Annotated in this window: 15 protein-coding genes; 2 read left to right on the forward strand and 13 right to left on the reverse strand. The window is 34.1% G+C overall.

The genetic code is table 11. The features are described from left to right. Positions 1-2: 2 nt before the first annotated feature. Both HCG69_RS11315 and HCG69_RS11320 read right to left on the reverse strand, forming a co-directional pair. Positions 3-2,885 carry a cellulase family glycosylhydrolase gene (locus tag HCG69_RS11315; RefSeq protein ID WP_221650134.1) on the reverse strand — a complete coding sequence of 961 codons (2,883 nt, stop codon included), beginning with the start codon at positions 2,883-2,885 and terminating at the stop codon, positions 3-5. A gap of 186 nt (positions 2,886-3,071) precedes the next feature. Further along, on the reverse strand, positions 3,072-3,290 hold the full coding sequence (locus tag HCG69_RS11320; RefSeq protein WP_221650135.1) for a hypothetical protein: 219 nt from the start codon (positions 3,288-3,290) through the stop codon (positions 3,072-3,074). 674 nt (positions 3,291-3,964) lie between these two features. On the opposite strand from HCG69_RS11320, the gene HCG69_RS11325 reads away from it, so the two are divergent. Continuing rightward, positions 3,965-7,915 carry a two-component regulator propeller domain-containing protein gene (locus tag HCG69_RS11325; protein WP_255585834.1) on the forward strand — a complete coding sequence of 1,317 codons (3,951 nt, stop codon included), beginning with the start codon at positions 3,965-3,967 and terminating at the stop codon, positions 7,913-7,915. Positions 7,916-8,032: 117 nt separating this feature from the next. Continuing rightward, a complete protein-coding gene (locus HCG69_RS11330; RefSeq protein ID WP_221650137.1) occupies positions 8,033-9,571 on the forward strand; it encodes a YifB family Mg chelatase-like AAA ATPase in 1,539 nt (512 codons plus the stop codon). A 289-nt stretch (positions 9,572-9,860) separates the two neighbouring features. On the opposite strand, the gene HCG69_RS11335 is transcribed toward HCG69_RS11330, so the two are convergent. From HCG69_RS11335 to HCG69_RS11385, 11 genes are all read right to left on the reverse strand, one after another. Further along, positions 9,861-10,397: a hypothetical protein gene (locus HCG69_RS11335; protein ID WP_221650138.1), complete on the reverse strand. Its 537-nt coding sequence runs from the start codon at positions 10,395-10,397 to the stop codon at positions 9,861-9,863. Positions 10,398-10,686: 289 nt separating this feature from the next. Beyond that, positions 10,687-11,034: a hypothetical protein gene (locus HCG69_RS11340; RefSeq protein ID WP_221650139.1), complete on the reverse strand. Its 348-nt coding sequence runs from the start codon at positions 11,032-11,034 to the stop codon at positions 10,687-10,689. 194 nt (positions 11,035-11,228) lie between these two features. Beyond that, positions 11,229-11,399: an RHS repeat domain-containing protein gene (locus HCG69_RS11345; RefSeq protein WP_221650140.1), complete on the reverse strand. Its 171-nt coding sequence runs from the start codon at positions 11,397-11,399 to the stop codon at positions 11,229-11,231. Between the two features lie 101 nt (positions 11,400-11,500). Further along, positions 11,501-12,238 carry a hypothetical protein gene (locus tag HCG69_RS11350; protein WP_221650141.1) on the reverse strand — a complete coding sequence of 246 codons (738 nt, stop codon included), beginning with the start codon at positions 12,236-12,238 and terminating at the stop codon, positions 11,501-11,503. A 231-nt stretch (positions 12,239-12,469) separates the two neighbouring features. Then, on the reverse strand, positions 12,470-13,006 hold the full coding sequence (locus HCG69_RS11355; RefSeq protein ID WP_221650142.1) for a hypothetical protein: 537 nt from the start codon (positions 13,004-13,006) through the stop codon (positions 12,470-12,472). Positions 13,007-13,129: 123 nt separating this feature from the next. Then, on the reverse strand, positions 13,130-13,549 hold the full coding sequence (locus HCG69_RS11360) for a hypothetical protein (protein ID WP_195660439.1): 420 nt from the start codon (positions 13,547-13,549) through the stop codon (positions 13,130-13,132). 14 nt (positions 13,550-13,563) lie between these two features. Beyond that, positions 13,564-13,944 (reverse strand): hypothetical protein, encoded by a 381-nt coding sequence (locus HCG69_RS11365; RefSeq protein ID WP_221650143.1) that lies wholly within the window; start codon positions 13,942-13,944, stop codon positions 13,564-13,566. 199 nt (positions 13,945-14,143) lie between these two features. Then, positions 14,144-14,620 carry a hypothetical protein gene (locus tag HCG69_RS11370; protein WP_221650144.1) on the reverse strand — a complete coding sequence of 159 codons (477 nt, stop codon included), beginning with the start codon at positions 14,618-14,620 and terminating at the stop codon, positions 14,144-14,146. Between the two features lie 128 nt (positions 14,621-14,748). Further along, positions 14,749-15,297 (reverse strand): hypothetical protein, encoded by a 549-nt coding sequence (locus HCG69_RS11375; RefSeq protein WP_221650145.1) that lies wholly within the window; start codon positions 15,295-15,297, stop codon positions 14,749-14,751. A 91-nt stretch (positions 15,298-15,388) separates the two neighbouring features. Beyond that, positions 15,389-15,754, reverse strand: coding sequence for a hypothetical protein (locus HCG69_RS11380; RefSeq protein WP_221650146.1), 366 nt, complete (start codon positions 15,752-15,754; stop codon positions 15,389-15,391). A gap of 561 nt (positions 15,755-16,315) precedes the next feature. Continuing rightward, positions 16,316-18,112 (reverse strand): RHS repeat domain-containing protein (locus HCG69_RS11385; RefSeq protein ID WP_255585836.1); only part of this gene is annotated, 1,797 nt, incomplete at its 5' end.

An 18,112-nucleotide genomic window follows, 5' to 3' on the forward strand; every position in this document is an offset into this window, starting at 1 on the left:
TTTTAATATTTTACAAATTTAAAATTCCTAACACTTCCGTTTTCTATAAGAATCCGGATCAGATATACACCCGGAACTAATCCGTCAGTTACAATTCTTGCTTCAGATGAGCCAATACTTTCCTTCTTTATACACTGCCCGGACATAGTAAACAGGGCAATACTTTTCATAGCCTTATCCGCTTTAACGTACACATGATCAGCTGTTACATCAGAATAAATTTCCAAATCTCCAGATTCATTATGTAAAATGCATCCTGTTCCTGACGAAGTGTTATCATAATCTTTTGTGTATTTCTCAAAAATTCTCATTTGAGCTCTTTCCACAGTATAGTTTTTCAGCGGATGAATACTTACCTTATCATTAGATGACCATCCACCTGCTACCCAATATGTAGCAGCAACACGATTTTCTTTGAGATAAGCAATAACTTCATCCAGCAAATTCAACCAGCGAACATCATTTCCTGGTACCCCAAATTCACCTAAAATTCCACGTTGATTATGTTCTTTCAGCCATTCTACAAATGGTTGCAAACGTTTAATATGTTGTTGTGGATCAGAAACTTCCTTATCAAAATCTCCCAAATTATAATGCCCACTTTTATCTTTATCAAAATAACAATGTGCCTGAAAAATCAAATTATTAGCCGGATCATTCAATCCAATTAATCCTCCACCGGTTGAAGGCCACGTAGATGAAGACGCATAACTTTCACCCTCTATTACTATAGGCGTTTGCATATCTACAGTTCTAATAGCATCAATAACAGCTTGTGCTGTCGAATACCATACGCCCTTATCTAAACCATAAGGTTCATTCATTATATCATATCCCCAAATATTCTTGTACATCTGACACTCAACAGCTATTTTCTTCCACACATCAGCTAAATGTTCTTTTGTCAATTTTCCAGAATCACTGATCTTACAAGTTACACCATCAACATTCCTACGACAATAATCATGCATATCAAGCATCACATACATACCGATACGTTCGGCCTCAGCAATTACCTCCTTGATCTTTTTCATATCAAGTTCCATATCCAACGGTCCATTTACTTCATGTTGTACACGTTCCCAACGAAAAGGAAAACGAATAAGCCGTACACCTTTTGATTTAAAATAGTGAAGATCCTTAAATGTTGGATAAGAATAGTTTGTATTAAATACACCATGAACTGTTCCCCCTGAACCTTGCGCCAGATTTACACCTAAATAAGCCTTCTCCTTATCAGGAAGAACATCATCTGCCGATGCCAAATTCCAGTCAACAGAAATAGTCCCTTCTTCTCCTAATCCCATAGCATAGTCACCTTTAAAAGCAAAAATATTATCAATATAGATATTACCCGAGCCACGGAAAAGTATTTTATCTATCTTAGAACAATCCAGTCCGGCTTCTTTCAACTCGTGAACCGGGATATTCACATAATTCCATTCGTCTGTTTTGAGAACAGGAAATAACGAGGAATAATAAGCCGTTTCCGATCCTTGGGCCTGGAATCCAATTTCAAGTGTACCACTCCCTCCTTCGCCATCACAATACATACTGAAATGTATATTCTCCATATCACTAAAGTCAAGTGTAGCAGTTGTATGGAGTGTCATCTCTTCAAGAGAGCATATTCTCAAGACTTTATCAGCCTCCGTAAGACGGTATACAAGATCAAAATCCGTGAGGCCAACAGTACCACCTTCTTCAAGATTGGCTATATTGTTGTATTTGTCCGTAAAAACAGACTTAACAGTTTTAGGGGCTAATATCGGCTCCGGCGCAGGTTCTATATATATTATGGGTGTCCCAACCGGATCACCTTTATACGTATATATATTATCAAAATACAACCTTGTAATAGCAAAGCCATTGCCGCTGAATATTTTAGAAACAATAATGTTAGTTAAGTCAGCACTCTTAAACACACTCATCGGTATGTCAAAACTTGTCCATCCGGCATTTAAGGTTAGAGCATCTGTGTTTGCTTGTGACGACCAATTACCAAGACCGAGTTTAATAGTACGTGTACTTTCTGCCCAAACATCAAAATGGAGATAATCCATGCCATCAAGATTTAGAGTCGGGTCAAATTTAACCAAGGCCCAGTTTAATGAATTGAACCTAAGCATATTATCGCCTTCAAAAGGTGTTACTACTGCCATTTCCGCTGCCGGGCTGCCGGGATTGTTTAAAATTAAATTAGTAATGTTGTCATAGGCATCACTAAAAATCGATTTTACATCCGTATCTTTATGCTTAGGTGTAGGAGCAGCCACCGTAGGTGCATTCGGATCCACTGAGGGATTATCGCCGCCTAAATCCCCATAAGCGTAAATGTTATCAATATAGACAGTCCTATCATATCCACCGCCATTTATAAAACCTATTTTACTTATCTGGGTAAGATCAGGTATTTTTCCAGCAGGCAAATTTCGGTAATCATCCAGTTTAATCTCGATTTTATTCCATCCTTCTACTAAAGGTGTTGGTATTGTGACAGAAGCACCCTGTCCAAAATAAACTTTTAAAGTAAATCCGGTTTTAACTACATAAATGTCAAAGCAAAGTGCTACGCAATCATCAAGATTTATCGTAGTCCCTAATTCAACAAAAGACCATCCACCAAGGCCCTGATCAAAATAAATCATATCATTCCCCATCACAGACTTTACAGTTGCAGTAGCGCTTCCTCGCCCACTAAAGCCTTTAATAGATGTAATATCGGTATATTCCTCACAAAAAATCGATTTGACAGAAGCTGCTTCCTGAGTTGGGGGAACAGGGATTGTTTGGGGTGGATTACTAACATCTGCGAAAATATCTTGCGTAGCCAGCAATAAGATAGCTACCAAGTAAAAAACTTTAGTAAATATTCCTTTTTTCATTGTATTATTAGTTATAAGTAAAAAAAATATTATTACAGGACTTATCCTGACAAATGAATGATCATTTCGAGACATCATTTCTTTTGAAATATGTAGTACCATTAGTCTCTGGTACACCTCACCAAGATTGATTATAAATTTCTCTTGTTCTCATATATTTGTTTAGTTAAAGAAGTTACTCAACTGTTACTTTTTGCCCATCAATAATAAAAAGGACTTAGGTAAATCAGTTATTACATTCTCACCTATATTTAATTGAATATTATTAATAATACGTCCATCCAAATATATAGGAGATTCAGGCAAGAATTCAGGTGGTTCAGTAGCCTGTGCATTCAGATTTTGATTATTCAAAACAAATGCTATAACAACATAAAGCATCTTGGTAATTGTTCTTCTTTTCATAATATTACTTTTTAATGATTAATACCGGCAACAAATATATTAGGCTTTTTATTTATCAGAGGACAATATCCGACAGAAAAAAAACAATTGATAACAAACTCACGATTTATATTCCCCAAGATATACTGCATAAGTATAAGATCAAGATAAAAATCTATTTATCAATAAAATAACAATCACAAAAGGAATCAAAGAGTAACCAAAAAGAGTAAAATATAACAAGAAAAGACAAATATATTACAACTAATAAAGTAATGTAACAAAGAAATACATCAATCTTATTATTTTCTCTACCAAATAGCAAAATGCCTTTAATCTATATATAACATAATAGCTCGTTCCCCCCCTTCTACTTTCTTGATCTCGGCAGCTCCATAAAAAAATAGATTCTACACCAGTGAAAGAAATATGCGCCTTTCACATTCCATTTTTTTTAATAAAATATGGTATTCCATTTCATACGTAAATCATATTTTTGTTTTCTTCTTGCAAATTCAGGATTTTCTTAATAACTTGCCACTGTGTTTTTTAAATCCATTGAATAAATGCTATTTCAAATCGGTAACTAAATTCAAGGTAAAAAGAAACACTCTTTTTATCTCAAACTTTTAAAATTAAACAGGTTCTAAATAAAATGTTTAATTTTGCCTACGTTTTTCAATCAAAATAAGACTATGAAACATACGCTTGTCCTGGCAATACTTTGTTGTCTAATACAATTCAACGTGCAAGGTTCCTGCTTCCGAAACTATCAAAAAGAAAGCGGCTTATCTAACAACTGTGTGTGGGCAATCATGCAAGATAGCCAAGGGTTTATCTGGATTGGAACGAATGACGGGCTTAATCGTTTTGACGGGAAAAATTTCAAAGTATACAAAAATCGTCTTCAAGACTCCTTATCAATTGGGCACAATTTTATACATTGTATAAAAGAAGATTCAAAGCATCGAATGTTAATAGGAACACGCAGAGGACTATATTATTATGACCGGGAATACGATCACTTTCATCATATTGCTTTAAAGAAAGAAAAACAAAATGATATCACTGTAAATGACATAATGGAAGATTCCCATGGCAACATTTTGATCGCAACTCATGGTGAAGGATTATTCCAATTAGACAATAATCTTCGTGTTCAAAAACACTTTGTAGCCTCAAAAACGCCCCAAAGTATTCCATCAAATTTTATTTGGACAATAGTAAACGATCAACAAAATAATATTTGGATAGGAACAGCAGGGTATGGTCTTGTGCTTTTCAATTCATCAAATGACACATTTACTCCAATAAAACATCCTAAACTCGACGTAAACAAACAATCAATATATTCCATCTATTGTGATGAAGATAATAATTTGTGGATAGGTACTTTCACAAACGGTCTTTTTAAATATAATCCTACAAAAAATGAATGTAGTCATTATCTCTCCAATATTGGTAATATAAAATCGATAACCCCCTACTCAGACAAGGAACTCATCATGGGATCAGACAAAGGCCTCATACTCCTGAATAAATCGACAGAAAGCTTTCAAATAGTAAAAGAAGAATATTCCGATAGGAGTATAGTCGATAATTCTACATTCTGTATTTCTCGTGACAAAGAAGGGGCATTCTGGGTTGGAACCTACTTCAACGGAGTCACTTATTTCGCCCCAAACGTCAATAAATTTATATCCTTCTACGATATAGAAGCAGCAACTGCTCAAAAACATTCCATCACCAGCAGTATGGTGGAAGATAACAAACAGAATATATTGTTATCTACCCATAATAATAACATTGTATACCGTTACAATCCCCAAACTAAACAATTAGGTAATACCTTTATGTTGGATTATCACAATATACAAAACCTTTATTTATCCAATGACACATTGTACGTAAGTATTTACGGAAGAGGAGTGAGAATCATTTCTGCTACAAATGGTAAGGTAATTGCAACAATCCCACTCAATACGATTGAAGGAAAATCAATATTTAAAACCCAAAACGGTACTCTAATATTTGCCCTGGAAGAAGGCGGATGTGCCATCATGTGTCCCGGACAAAAATTAAAAAGGCCAGAAGCTTTATCTGGTCGTCCTATTGCAGATATGACAGAAAGTGCATCCGGAACAATTTGGTTTGCTACACATGCTTATGGGCTTTACTGCCTATATCCCAATGGGGAATGGCAACATTTCTCCGACATTTCCAATAAAATTGATATAAATAACCTCAGCTGTTTATTATATAACAGAGAAAAAAATGATTTATGGATAGGAACTAAAGAAAAAGGAGTAATTGTTTTTAATATAGCTCAGAAGAAAATCAAAAACACATTCAATCTTGAGAATGGAATGCCTTCAGACATCATTTACTCAATCATAGATGACAAATATGGGAATATATGGATTAGTACTCCAAAAGGATTAGCACAGATTGTTCAAAACAATACAACTGAGTATATCAAAACATTTGGCTATATTGGACAAGAGATACAATACAACTTTAGATGCGCCCTACGTGGATCTGCCGGCCTGCTCTATTTCGGAGGCACGAATGGATTTATTTCAATTAACCCATCGGAATTTACAGAAAATAACATCACTCCTCCTATACATATCACCAGTTTCAAAGTTTTCAATGAAGAATTACCGATAGGTCAAGGTTCCCCTTTAAAAAAATCGATAAGTAATACAAAAGAAATTGTGCTCTCTTCCAAACAATCAACCTTCAGTTTTGATTTTATTGCATTAAGTTATATTTTTCCGGAAACTAACAAATATGCATACATGCTAAAAGGATTTGATAAAAACTGGAACTACACATCAAATAATACAGCATATTACATGAATATACCTCCAGGAAAATATACATTTACTGTAAAAGGAAGTAATAATAATGGAATCTGGAATAATAATGGTTATAGTATAGCGCTCCGAATCAGACCTCCTTTTTGGCAAGAGTATTACATGATTATACTCTATATCATCCTGTGTACCATCATCGTAAGTTATGTTATCAATCGATACAAAAAGCATTTAATAACTGAAAACGAAAAGAAACAATACAGATATCAGGTAGCTAAAGAGAAAGAGACATATGAAGCAAAAATAAATTTCTTTACTAATATAGCTCACGAAATAAAAACCCCACTCTCACTTATTACCGGACCACTGGAAATGATTATTGCCACCAAAGATGGTAATATGCAAACACAAAAATATTTGTCAGTTATTAAACGAAATACGGACCGTCTACTAATACTTATTAATCAATTACTTGACTTCAGAAAAATAGAAAACGACATGTTTATTCTGAACATCAGTCAACAAAATATAACCCAAATCGTACAACAAGTTTACAATCAGTATAAGCAAAGTTCTTACCAGCAACAAATAAAAATATCATTCGAAGCAGAAAATGAACCAATTATTGAAGATGTAGATCCTGAGGCTCTCTATAAAATAGTGAGTAACCTTGTTTCTAATGCTGTAAAATTCACTAAAACACAAATCAACATAAAACTACAAAAAGAGAATGATTCTAAAATTCTTATTTCCATCATTGATGACGGAAATGGTATCAGAAGTAGCGAACAACAGAAAATATTTCTTCCTTTTTATCAAATACAGGAAACAAAACAGCATTTTCAAAATCTTGGGGGGACAGGAATTGGCCTTTCTTTCTCAAAAGCACTGGCACGTAAGTTAGGAGGAGATATTCAAGTTCAGTCCGAATATGGTAAAGGAAGTATCTTCACATTAGTACTGCCGACCAACCCGTTAAAAGAAAAACTAATAATGAAACATGAGATTATCGAAACAGAGATACCTCCTACAGAATCCCCCAAATCAGTCCACCAGAAATCAAAACAGGTCATTTTGATTGTAGAAGACAATGCAGAACTTCGGACCTTTATAAACGACTGTTTATCCGATAACTATACTGTTTTAGAAGCAAAAAACGGAGTAGAAGCAATGAGTATTCTGAATAGTGGCAATATGATCGATATCATAGTTTCGGACATACTAATGCCTGAAATGGATGGATTGGAATTATGCAATCAAATAAAAAGTAATATTTCATTCTCCCATCTTCCTCTTATTTTGCTGTCGGCAAAGACTGATACAGGAACCAAAATTAACGGCTTAAAAAAAGGCGCAGATGTATATATGGAAAAACCATTTTCTATAGAACAATTAAAAGCACAAATCAATAGTGTTCTTGAAAACAGACATAATATACATAAGAAGTTCATCGAATCACCTTTAGAGTATTATAAACTAAACAATGAAACAGATAGTGAAAATGCACTATTTATCAAGAAGTTAAATGAGCTCATCCTGAAAAATATGTCATCAGAGGAATTTTCTATAGATAATATAGCTTCTGATTTTGCTATCAGCCGTACTAGCTTACATAACAAAATTAAAAGTATTACTGGAGTAACTCCTAATAATTATATTAAACTCATTCGTTTAAATAAAAGTGCAGAGTTGTTGGCTACAGGTAAATATAGAATAAATGAAGTTCGCTTTTTGGTTGGATTTAATTCAGCATCTTATTTCGCTAAATGCTTTTATGAACAATTTGGTAAATTTCCAAAAGATTTCACACAAAATATCACACAGTAAAATGTTATTTTTCAAATAAAAGAAATTATTCAACACCGTGCCATTATTCTTTTCGGTTTATTTAATTACCTTTACCGGGGTATTATCAAATTCGTACAACAAACATAAACAAAGAATATGTTAATAAAGGTTTGTGGCGCTGCCATACAAGGTATTGACGCAACGATCATTACCATCGAAGTAAACAGTTCAAGAGGCTGTATGTTCTACCTGGTTGGTTTGCCCGACTCTGCTGTGAAAGAAAGTCATCAACGTATTATTTCTGCCCTGCAAGTGACCGGATACAAAATGCCTACCAGCAATATTGTTATCAATATGGCCCCGGCAGATATTCGCAAGGAAGGATCAGCCTACGATCTTCCCCTCGCAATAGGTATTCTTGCAGCCAATGAAACCATTTCCTGCGAAAAGCTCCCGCACTATCTGATGATGGGTGAGCTAAGCCTTGATGGAAGTATACAACCCATCACCGGTGCATTGCCCATCGCAATTAAAGCACGTGAAGAAGGATTTGAAGGGCTGATCGTACCGCAGCAAAATGCACGCGAAGCAGCAGTTGTTAATAACCTGAATGTGTATGGTGTAACCAATATCCGGGAAGTAATTGAATTTTTCAATGGGAAGCAGGAACTACAACCTACCATAGTCAATACCCGGGAAGAATTCTATGCCCAACAGGAAAACTTTGAATGCGACTTCTCTGATGTAAAAGGGCAGGAAAATGTAAAACGCGCTCTTGAAGTAGCAGCAGCCGGCGGACACAATCTGATTCTCGTTGGCGCTCCTGGTTGCGGTAAATCAATGATGGCTAAGCGCTTACCTTCTATACTTCCCCCTCTTTCCCTGGGCGAAAGTCTGGAAACCACCAAGATACACTCTGTTGCCGGAAAATTGGGACGTAATGCCTCACTCATATCCCAACGTCCTTTCCGCGATCCACATCATACCATCTCACAAACAGCAATGGTAGGAGGAGGTAGTTTCCCTCAGCCGGGCGAAATTAGCCTGGCACACAATGGTGTACTCTTTCTGGATGAGTTACCTGAGTTTCAAAGAGGGGTATTAGAAGTACTACGCCAACCATTGGAAGATCGCCGCATCACCATTTCGCGGGTAAAATGCAGCATTGATTATCCTGCCAGCTTTACCTTGATCGCCTCCATGAATCCCTGTCCCTGCGGATATTACAATCACCCTACGAAAGCTTGTGTTTGCTCTCCCGGACAGGTACAGAAGTACCTGAATAAAATATCCGGTCCCCTACTTGACCGAATTGACATACAGATAGAGATAGTCCCCGTTCCTTTTGAAGAAATGGCTAGTAAACGACCGGCAGAACCAAGTAGCGAAATTCGCAAACGTGTAATAAAAGCCCGACAGATACAGGAACAACGCTTCTCCAATCATCCCGGCATCTACTGTAATGCTCAAATGACAAGCAAACTAATCTCTACCTATGCACAACCCGACAACAAAGGACTTACTTTGCTAAAAAACGCCATGGAACGCTTCAACTTGTCCGCCCGTGCCTATGACCGTATATTGAAAGTATCACGAACCATTGCCGATCTGGAAGGAAGCGAACAAATACTCCCAGCCCATCTGGCGGAAGCCATCAGCTACCGCAATCTGGATAGAGAGAACTGGGCGGGGTAAAAGAAGGGAACTTATCTTTTAATTCTAAATTTTCAAAGTTTCACTTTTTAATCACTGATGTCTCACTATCTCATGATATGATTATTACGATAAAAATCAGCCTTGCATCCTAATATTTATGCGGATAACTATCATAGAATCCTTTTAATGCACCAAACCTCTGTGATATAAGGAAATGTTGTCGAATATCAGGGCCTGGATTATTTAATTAAGATCGCATATGATTACCATTCGGAGCTAATAAAAAATAGCCGAATTAGTTATCATTAAACCCCATTTAGAATACTTCTTAATCAAACCAAAATCTTTTATTTTTCTTTGAAGGTTCTCTTTGAAATCCTTCAAAGAGTATTTTCTTCTTTCCCTTTTCCCATGAATAGAGACTAACAAATATAGAATCAGTGTCTATATTCAATCGACTTTTCTTAATCCTTATAAAGAACTCCGGATTTGTAGTTATTAAATCAGAAAAATGAATCTTCTTCCCATTATTCGGACATCTATAACTATCAGCCTTATAATCATTCCAGTATATCGCTTTAATAATATCATTATGCAATTTTCTAATAAAAATGATTTTTTTGTCTGTTTTCGAATCCAAACAAATAATTGTATCGTTTTTGTATGCCACACTTCCTTCAGCCCAACAGATCGTTTGACTATCATAATCTACCGGATAATCAAAATACATCTTAAGGTCAAATTCGTTGTCAGAGTTGAGTGTCAAACACAGTTGACTATTCGTGAACATATCTGAATAGAACATTATTTGGGCATAACCAAACAATGGGAATAGTAAATAAAATACAAAAATAAATTGTTTCATAATCGTTTAGTAGTGGTGAATTATCAACTCCTATTTTATACAACTCCGTTTTCTTTTCCAAATTATACTTTATAAATAATTAAAGCATTTAAAAAGCATTCCCAAAGTAGTAGCATAAGAATCTTATATTTTTATTGCACACATTTCATCTAATAAATTTATCTTTTTATCGTTAATCATATGCAAAATATTTATAGTACTACTCTCTCCGACTTTTTTCATAATCATTTAAAAAAAAGCCAACTCACATAGAACGCAGAATGTCACCTCCAATTACCATGCCTAATTTCTATCTATTTGATTTTTTATTAGAAGTACAAAAAAGTTTATTTAATATTTGTAACCGTTCTTTATTTGTCATTTCCAAAAAAGAAGAGGAAATCATTTTATAAATATTATCAGGTATTAATCTGTGCTTCTTTACAAAATCATCGCTATTATAATAAAAGTCACCTGACCGTTCAACGACTTTATCATCTAAAGGAAGAATTCTAATCGTTTTATTCACTTTATCTATTTTATCTTTTGCAAAACGTATATCGAATGATATTTCTTGATACTTATCATGTTCTACAATTAGAAAACCTAAATTAACTCGCCCTGGCCGCTTCATTGCAAATTCATATATATATGTCATGTTCAAGAGTAGATAATTGAGCATCTAATTTATCACAATAAAGCAACATAAATAATAAAGTAAAAATTAGCTGTTTCATCTTTTATATTTATTCGTTAAATAATAAGAAAATAAATCGGGTCTTATTCCTGCGGAATATCCCCAAATTGTAGCGTGTAAAAGATAAGGATGTAAACCAACATTAGGTATCCCATTTAACCAAAGCGACAAGTATGCTTACCGTCAATACGGATTTCGCTTAGCCTGTTATTACTGTCATAATCATAGTTCGTAACCTCACCCTGACGATTCACTTTCGATAATAAACCTTTTGAATAAGGCTCAAACTCTACTATCTTCTTGTGGCTCATAATTGTTCGTTTCAAAAGGATTGTAATTATTAAATTTCTGCAAACCTAAAACAGGGAGACACCTCTTCGTATCTTTTGGCAAAAGGAAAGCAGTCATGTTCATTTCATATGATAGATTATTCCACCTTTCTAAAAGTTACATTCTTATAAATCCCAGGTAAACATATACTTCTCAATGAATTACCATCCAACCAGACCGAAAAAGTCGAACTTAACGACATATCAACTAATATAATTTCATTTATCCCTCCTTTCGCCAACTTACCTTTAGATAAAAGTAACCCTTTATAAAATAACACATAATTATTTTCTTTTATATACATCGAGTAGTCGTCATCTGTCATTTTATAATATCCATCAAGAAACAACTTATCCAATGGATAAGAAAAGTTTATCCGTCTTCCTTCTGCCGAAGATAAGTTCCACGTCGTTTCAATATGATAATCAAAATCGTCTTCAAAATATACAGACATAAAAAACTTATTTTTCAAAAAAGGGAAACAATGTATAAAAGACAGCCCCTTCTTTTCTAATCGAGCACTCATCTGTATATCGTGAACATGATCATACATTGTTAATATACTGTCTTTTATAGAACATTTACCATATGATATCAATTTAATAAAGTGCGAATCTGAATCGGGATACAATCCTATGGAAAGGAGATACCTCTGTTTTTTCAAATCAACATCAATACCATAATAAAAAATCTCATCAACATTAAAAGTTGTTTCTTTATCCACATCTTTATCTGAAGGAATGTAACAGTACGACTCTTGTTTCTGCGAATGGATAGATACAGCCCATATAATAAAACTAAAAAAGATTATCTTCTTATTTACTTCTAATTTCATAATGTCTAACATTAAGCATTAATACAGTATTTACATAATAACGTTTTATTCAAATTTAATACAATACAGATTTCATAAATGGAGGTAACTGATACCGTAAAGGGGCTACTCCCCAATAACCGGACGCAAAACCTTCTCCTACACTACATAAAAACGCGCAAGACTTAAATATCCGCCTGTACAAAAAACATATAATATAAAACTTTTCCATTCCAACTATCAATTAAAATATCACTCAAACCAACTTTTTTTGTTCTCTTTCAAAGATTCCTTTTGAACACCTTCAAAAAGTATTTTCTTCTTTCCCTTTTCCCATGAATAGAGACTAACAAATATAGAATCAGTATCTATATTCAATCGACTTTTCTTAATCCTTATAAGGAACTCTGGATTTGTAGTTATTAAATCAGAAAAATGAATCTTCTTCTCATTATTCGGACATCTATAACTATCAGCCTTATAATCATTCCAGTATATCGCTTTAATAATATCATTATGCAATTTTCTAATAAAAATGATTTTTTTGTCTGTTTTCGAATCCAAACAAATAATTGTATCGTTTTTATATGCCACACTTCCTTCAGCCCAACAGATCGTTTGACTATTATAATCTACCGGATAATCAAAATACATCTTAAGGTCAAATTTGTTGTCAGAATTGAGTGTCAAACACAGTTGACTATTCGTGAACATATCTGAATAGAACATTATTTGGGCATAACCAGACAATGGGAATAGTAAATAAAATACAAAAATAAATTGTTTCATAATCGTTTAGTAGTGGTGAATTATCAACTCCTATTTTATACAACTCCGTTTTCTTTTCCAAATTATACTTTATAAATAATTAAAGCATTTAAAAAGCATTCCCAAAGTAGCAGCATAAGAATCTTATATTTTTATTGCACACATTTCATCTAATAAATTTATCTTTTTATCGTTAGTCATATCCAAAAAATCATCCGCAAAATATTTATAGTATTTCTCTCTCCAACTTTTTTTCTGCTTTTTATTAAACTCATCAGCTGTTTTAAATCGAAAACTATTCAAATACTTTTTCCGTTCTGAACTACTGTACACTTTTTCTCCTAATCTTGAACAAGTAACTTTTCTATTCAAAGTATCTATCGAATAGCTATATGTTATTTCTTTTGTTTCATCACCAATAGGTATCAAGAAAATAATATATCCATTCTCGATTTCTTTATAGACAGACGCTATTAAAACCTCATTATCTGATATTCTAAGAGCTGACATCACAGTATTATTCATGATAATAACGTGAAATAAAAAGAATAATAAAAATCTCATACTATTTAATAAATTCAATATTCATAATTATACATCATTAATCCCACCATTGTATTATAAAGATTTGTATCAGTATGTAGATACATACTTGCATGTAGCAAAAAAGGATGAATACCAATATTAAAAATCCCAAACATATTAAGGACCATTGATGTACGAGTAACACAACTACTTAACTCTAAACTATAAATGAGCGATCCATTCTTTTCCAATTTATTTAACCACACACCATATTTATCAATCATTTTTGTATTGGCTCGCAAAGTTTGATGACAAATAGGATAGTTTGATCCCCCACACATATGATAGTTATTTGTACCTTTCATCCAATGCCAACTCTCTTTAGCACCAAGATTTATACGATCCGGCCCTACAGAAACAAACAATAGACTCATTATTTTTATTCACAATCTCAGAATGTTCTATAACCAAATCTATATTATCTTTACTTATATTCCAAGCTGTCAGTCAGTTCATGATATCATACATAAAGTCCTCCTTGTACCCCGTAAGCAAGTCGCTTCGGGAAATCAATATACTTAGCAACTCAACGGCAATCGAATGCAATTTATCACATCGCTAATTATTCCGAAATTAAGGAATAGTATGTTTATATATTCTAGCACTTTCCTTATCTTCATTGACTACAAACTCAACTGCCGCCTGCCCTAGAATAGAAGGAACCGAAATAAGATAAATGGGCGATGAAATGTCAAGCGATTGAAATTCTTTCCAATCTTCATCTACAAAATCCCAGTACGAAAGATCATCAAGCAACATGTATCCCATGTCAAAATGAGCGAGGACCGGACAATCATTCTCCTTCACTTTGAGGAGAATATAAGCCTCGCAAAACTCTTCACCGACATCTGTTGAGTTCGTGATTGGCGCTATCCAAGACTCATCCTGACCTTCTTCATAATCTTCTTCATGGTCTATCGCAAATACCCATATTGGATATTTCTCTAAATCGGACAGGCAAACATCTTCAAAAGGTGCAGCCTTTCCTGTTATGTATTCCATCTTTTCTTCATGTTGGAATAGCTTAGAAAAGAAATTACTTAAAAACATATTTTTTCTCCTATATTTTATAGTGGGGTGAATCCTATTTTACATATTTCATTTTTTTAGATGCTATAAAGATCGAGGTAGCATATGATTTCCATTTGCACTTGTATGTTAGGGGCTTTTTTGAGATATTACAATAATACTTTATCAAAATATATCCCTTTCAAGCCATAATCCTTCATTGCTGTTGCTGTATCTAATCCGACAATTATAAGTGGGGATTTACATCCGTACGATGCAAAGTAATACTCCGAACGACATATAAAGTCATCCGTGAGCATTGAAAAATCTGAAGCTTTATAGAGCGTACTTCCAATTATTTCATCATAGCTACCACAGCAATCTCTTTTATCAATAAATTGCATTCTACTGCGAATACTATCTAACCTGTAAATATCTTCCGGCATGAAAAAATAATATCCTATAGATTTAGTTAATGCGACAAAGGTTAAATGCGGGTATCCTCTTTCATCACAGAATCTTTTAAAATTTTCAGAAACGATACAAAAGTTATCATAAGTATAAAATAGATCTCCTTTCTTTTTAGAAACTCTATACAAAGAATCCGGTACCTTCTCTATTGTATTGTGACAGATCGGACATGTACCTGGTCTATTTTCGTTATTGTACATATATTCAATATTATATCCCAATACGTTTCTCGCTACTAATTTTTCCATGTTATCCATAATTGTGGATCATCATTTAACACAATACTCCATTCATGATAATCTTTTGCTTGAAATTAGAAAAGAATAGAAAAATTTATTGTTATTCTATTCGAAAATCTTTTGCTATAATTTTTATTTTCCCACCAGATGTTAAGTTAATAACATAAACATTTAACTTTATATTATCTCTATAACCTTTCCATTTAGAATAAAAATCGACAAAGTTCTTATCGTTACTATCCAACATATCGGCATTATATACATTATCTCCAAAATGACCAAAGTTAAGATCTAAATTTACCCAAAAAACACTTTCAAAAACAACCCGTTGAATTATTCCTTTTTCGTTTTCTGTTGGGCATACGACATCAACCCATATTTCGTCTACTACCCCTGGATCATTTCTGTCAATAATTACGCTCTTTATTACAGCATCATGCCAATAAAAATCTCTACTAAAGTCCATTTTTTAAAATTTAAAAACCGTTTATTGATTAATACATTTTCATATTTAAAAACATAAAAACAAACTATTTATACATCATAATAATGCGTTATATCGCAGACTCAACTGGTAAATAGTGGCAAAATACAGAAAAAATATTAGATAGCAAAATTATAATTACAAATAGTATTTACATTTTATCTTGAAAAATAAAACAATATCATCCATTGTAACATAACCCTTGCCAATTAACAAGTCAATCAATTTGCTGCCAACCGATTTATTCAATTTTTACTTCATACTTATATTGGTTATTTAGTTTTCCCAAGTACTCTTGCACTTGTATTTCTTTGTTATTAATCGAAGGAAATTTATTAACTATTACCTTTTTTACAAGATTTTCACGTAATTCTTTCGAGGTACAATGGCTAAATATAATATTTATATAATAACAGTTTTCGTTCACTACTGTGAATTCTACCTCTTTCATCTTACATTTCTCCATACTTTTCTTGGAAGTACAACACGAAGAAGATATTACTATTATAGCCGTAAACATAATACACTTTAAATTTCCCATAATCATCTATAGTTTTGTAAATGATAAGAATTATTAATTAAAGATGGAGTAATCCCATTATTCCAAAGCCAGACAGATGCCTGCACTGTATAAGGATGTAAAAATAGAGTTGGAATACCGGATAGATTTAATGCCAATCCCGTATGAGTAGAACACGAACTATATAAAAAACTATATGGAACTATCCCTTTTCCCTTTTTTGTTAGAAAATCGAGAACTTTACCATAATTCTTTATAGTTGTAGCATTTACATTTCTTATCACCATATTCTTTCCATGAACTGGATACTCATTAGTAGCTCCACTACCTCCCAAAAACCTGTTCAAATAATGATCTACTGCTTTTTTCGGTTCAATCCAATTTTGACCTGGGCCTTCTGATATAATTATACTATTGTCCTTTTCTAAAATTGCAGAATGATTTATAGAGCTTTTCTTTTCTGTATTAAGATACAATTCACTTGTTTTCCCAAAATCTGCTAAATTCGCCATCGCACCTAATCCGTATCCCAAATTCTCATACCATTCATTATTTTTCTTACCCAAATACCCCCATTGACTACTTTTGAGATCATAAGAAGCAAACCCTAAACTAATTGAAACTGGAGTTTGTCCTCCTGTATATGCCCATGTACCTAATGAATTCGTCAGTGAAGAACCAGCGATTGCTGCTGTATTGGCCATAGGCATACCAGACCCTGCTATCGCCCAACCAGTAGCTCCACTTATTCCTCCAGCAACAGCCCCTCCAAACATATACCCCCAAGTTTTACCACTGCTATAATCCCACTTTGCGGGATTATATTGCCCATCATTAGCAATGGTACCACCTGTATAAGCTCCAATTACTGCTCCAATTATTACCGGTATCAACCAAGCTGTTTCTCCACTCGGATCCGTATACAATAGTGGGTTTCCATAGCAGTACCCATACCGATTGTAATTCAACCAATTACCAGGTGCCTGCACATAAGGATCAGGACTTAAAAACATACCCAGCAAAGGATCGTATACACGACCATTCATGTTTATCAACCCAAAACCATCCAAATGTTCATGCAGAGTATACCCTCTGTCAACAATAAACTTAGTGCGTGTTTCAGTATCTTTCCATGAAGCAGGGTTACGACGATTCCCCCATGGGTCATAGGCGTACCTCTCTTTTACTACGCCATTCATATCTGTTAAAGCCAACAGTGAACCTTGATAATCACAATAAGTAGAATAGAAACGATTATTGCCGTCATCGTTTATGTAAATTCCGGCCAAACCATCTCCACCACTAATATAATGAATCTTTTTAACTTTACCCGATGAATCGACCTCTTCTTCATAATTACCGGAATAATAACGGGTAAAAGTGGCACTACCATCTTTAAAGATACCTTTACGCCGCTGCTCATCTACCCCGTAATCCAAAACCAGAGATTTACTTCCCAAACTGATATTCTTTACTTTCTTGAAATCGGTATAGGTGACAGTCTGAGCTGAATTAGGTATTCTATCGGGCTTACCACTTAATGAGGTCAAGGCATGAGGCTTACCATTTTCTTCTCCATAGCCGAAAGTAAAACCGACATCACTTTTAGTAGTGATTGTTCCGGTGGTAGGATTATAATCTATACTGTTACTCGTTTGTGAAATATTATCTTTACTTATATTCCAGGCTGTCAGACGGTTCATGCCATCATACGTAAAGTCTTCCTTGTGACCGGTGAGTAAATCGCTTCGGGAGATTAGATTGCCCTTATTATTAAAAGTATAAGCCATATTCATTATGGCGGCGGCCGAAATGGATGA

This window comes from Bacteroides sp. K03, assembly GCF_019734355.1.
Taxonomy (GTDB): Bacteria; Bacteroidota; Bacteroidia; order Bacteroidales; family Bacteroidaceae; genus Bacteroides; species Bacteroides nordii.

Excerpts from the sequence above, each read along its gene's own strand:
- HCG69_RS11380 (WP_221650146.1), bottom strand. The coding sequence starts at position 15,754 with ATGGACTTTAGTAGAGATTTTTATTGGCATGATGCTGTAATAAAGAGC.
- HCG69_RS11330 (WP_221650137.1), top strand. The coding sequence starts at position 8,033 with ATGTTAATAAAGGTTTGTGGCGCTGCCATACAAGGTATTGACGCAACG.
- HCG69_RS11335 (WP_221650138.1), bottom strand. The coding sequence starts at position 10,397 with ATGAAACAATTTATTTTTGTATTTTATTTACTATTCCCATTGTTTGGT.
- HCG69_RS11340 (WP_221650139.1), bottom strand. The coding sequence starts at position 11,034 with ATGACATATATATATGAATTTGCAATGAAGCGGCCAGGGCGAGTTAAT.
- HCG69_RS11320 (WP_221650135.1), bottom strand. The coding sequence starts at position 3,290 with ATGAAAAGAAGAACAATTACCAAGATGCTTTATGTTGTTATAGCATTT.
- HCG69_RS11375 (WP_221650145.1), bottom strand. The coding sequence starts at position 15,297 with ATGGAAAAATTAGTAGCGAGAAACGTATTGGGATATAATATTGAATAT.
- HCG69_RS11365 (WP_221650143.1), bottom strand. The coding sequence starts at position 13,944 with ATGAGTCTATTGTTTGTTTCTGTAGGGCCGGATCGTATAAATCTTGGT.
- HCG69_RS11315 (WP_221650134.1), bottom strand. The coding sequence starts at position 2,885 with ATGAAAAAAGGAATATTTACTAAAGTTTTTTACTTGGTAGCTATCTTA.
- HCG69_RS11360 (WP_195660439.1), bottom strand. The coding sequence starts at position 13,549 with ATGAGATTTTTATTATTCTTTTTATTTCACGTTATTATCATGAATAAT.
- HCG69_RS11325 (WP_255585834.1), top strand. The coding sequence starts at position 3,965 with ATGAAACATACGCTTGTCCTGGCAATACTTTGTTGTCTAATACAATTC.
- HCG69_RS11355 (WP_221650142.1), bottom strand. The coding sequence starts at position 13,006 with ATGAAACAATTTATTTTTGTATTTTATTTACTATTCCCATTGTCTGGT.
- HCG69_RS11370 (WP_221650144.1), bottom strand. The coding sequence starts at position 14,620 with ATGTTTTTAAGTAATTTCTTTTCTAAGCTATTCCAACATGAAGAAAAG.
- HCG69_RS11350 (WP_221650141.1), bottom strand. The coding sequence starts at position 12,238 with ATGAAATTAGAAGTAAATAAGAAGATAATCTTTTTTAGTTTTATTATA.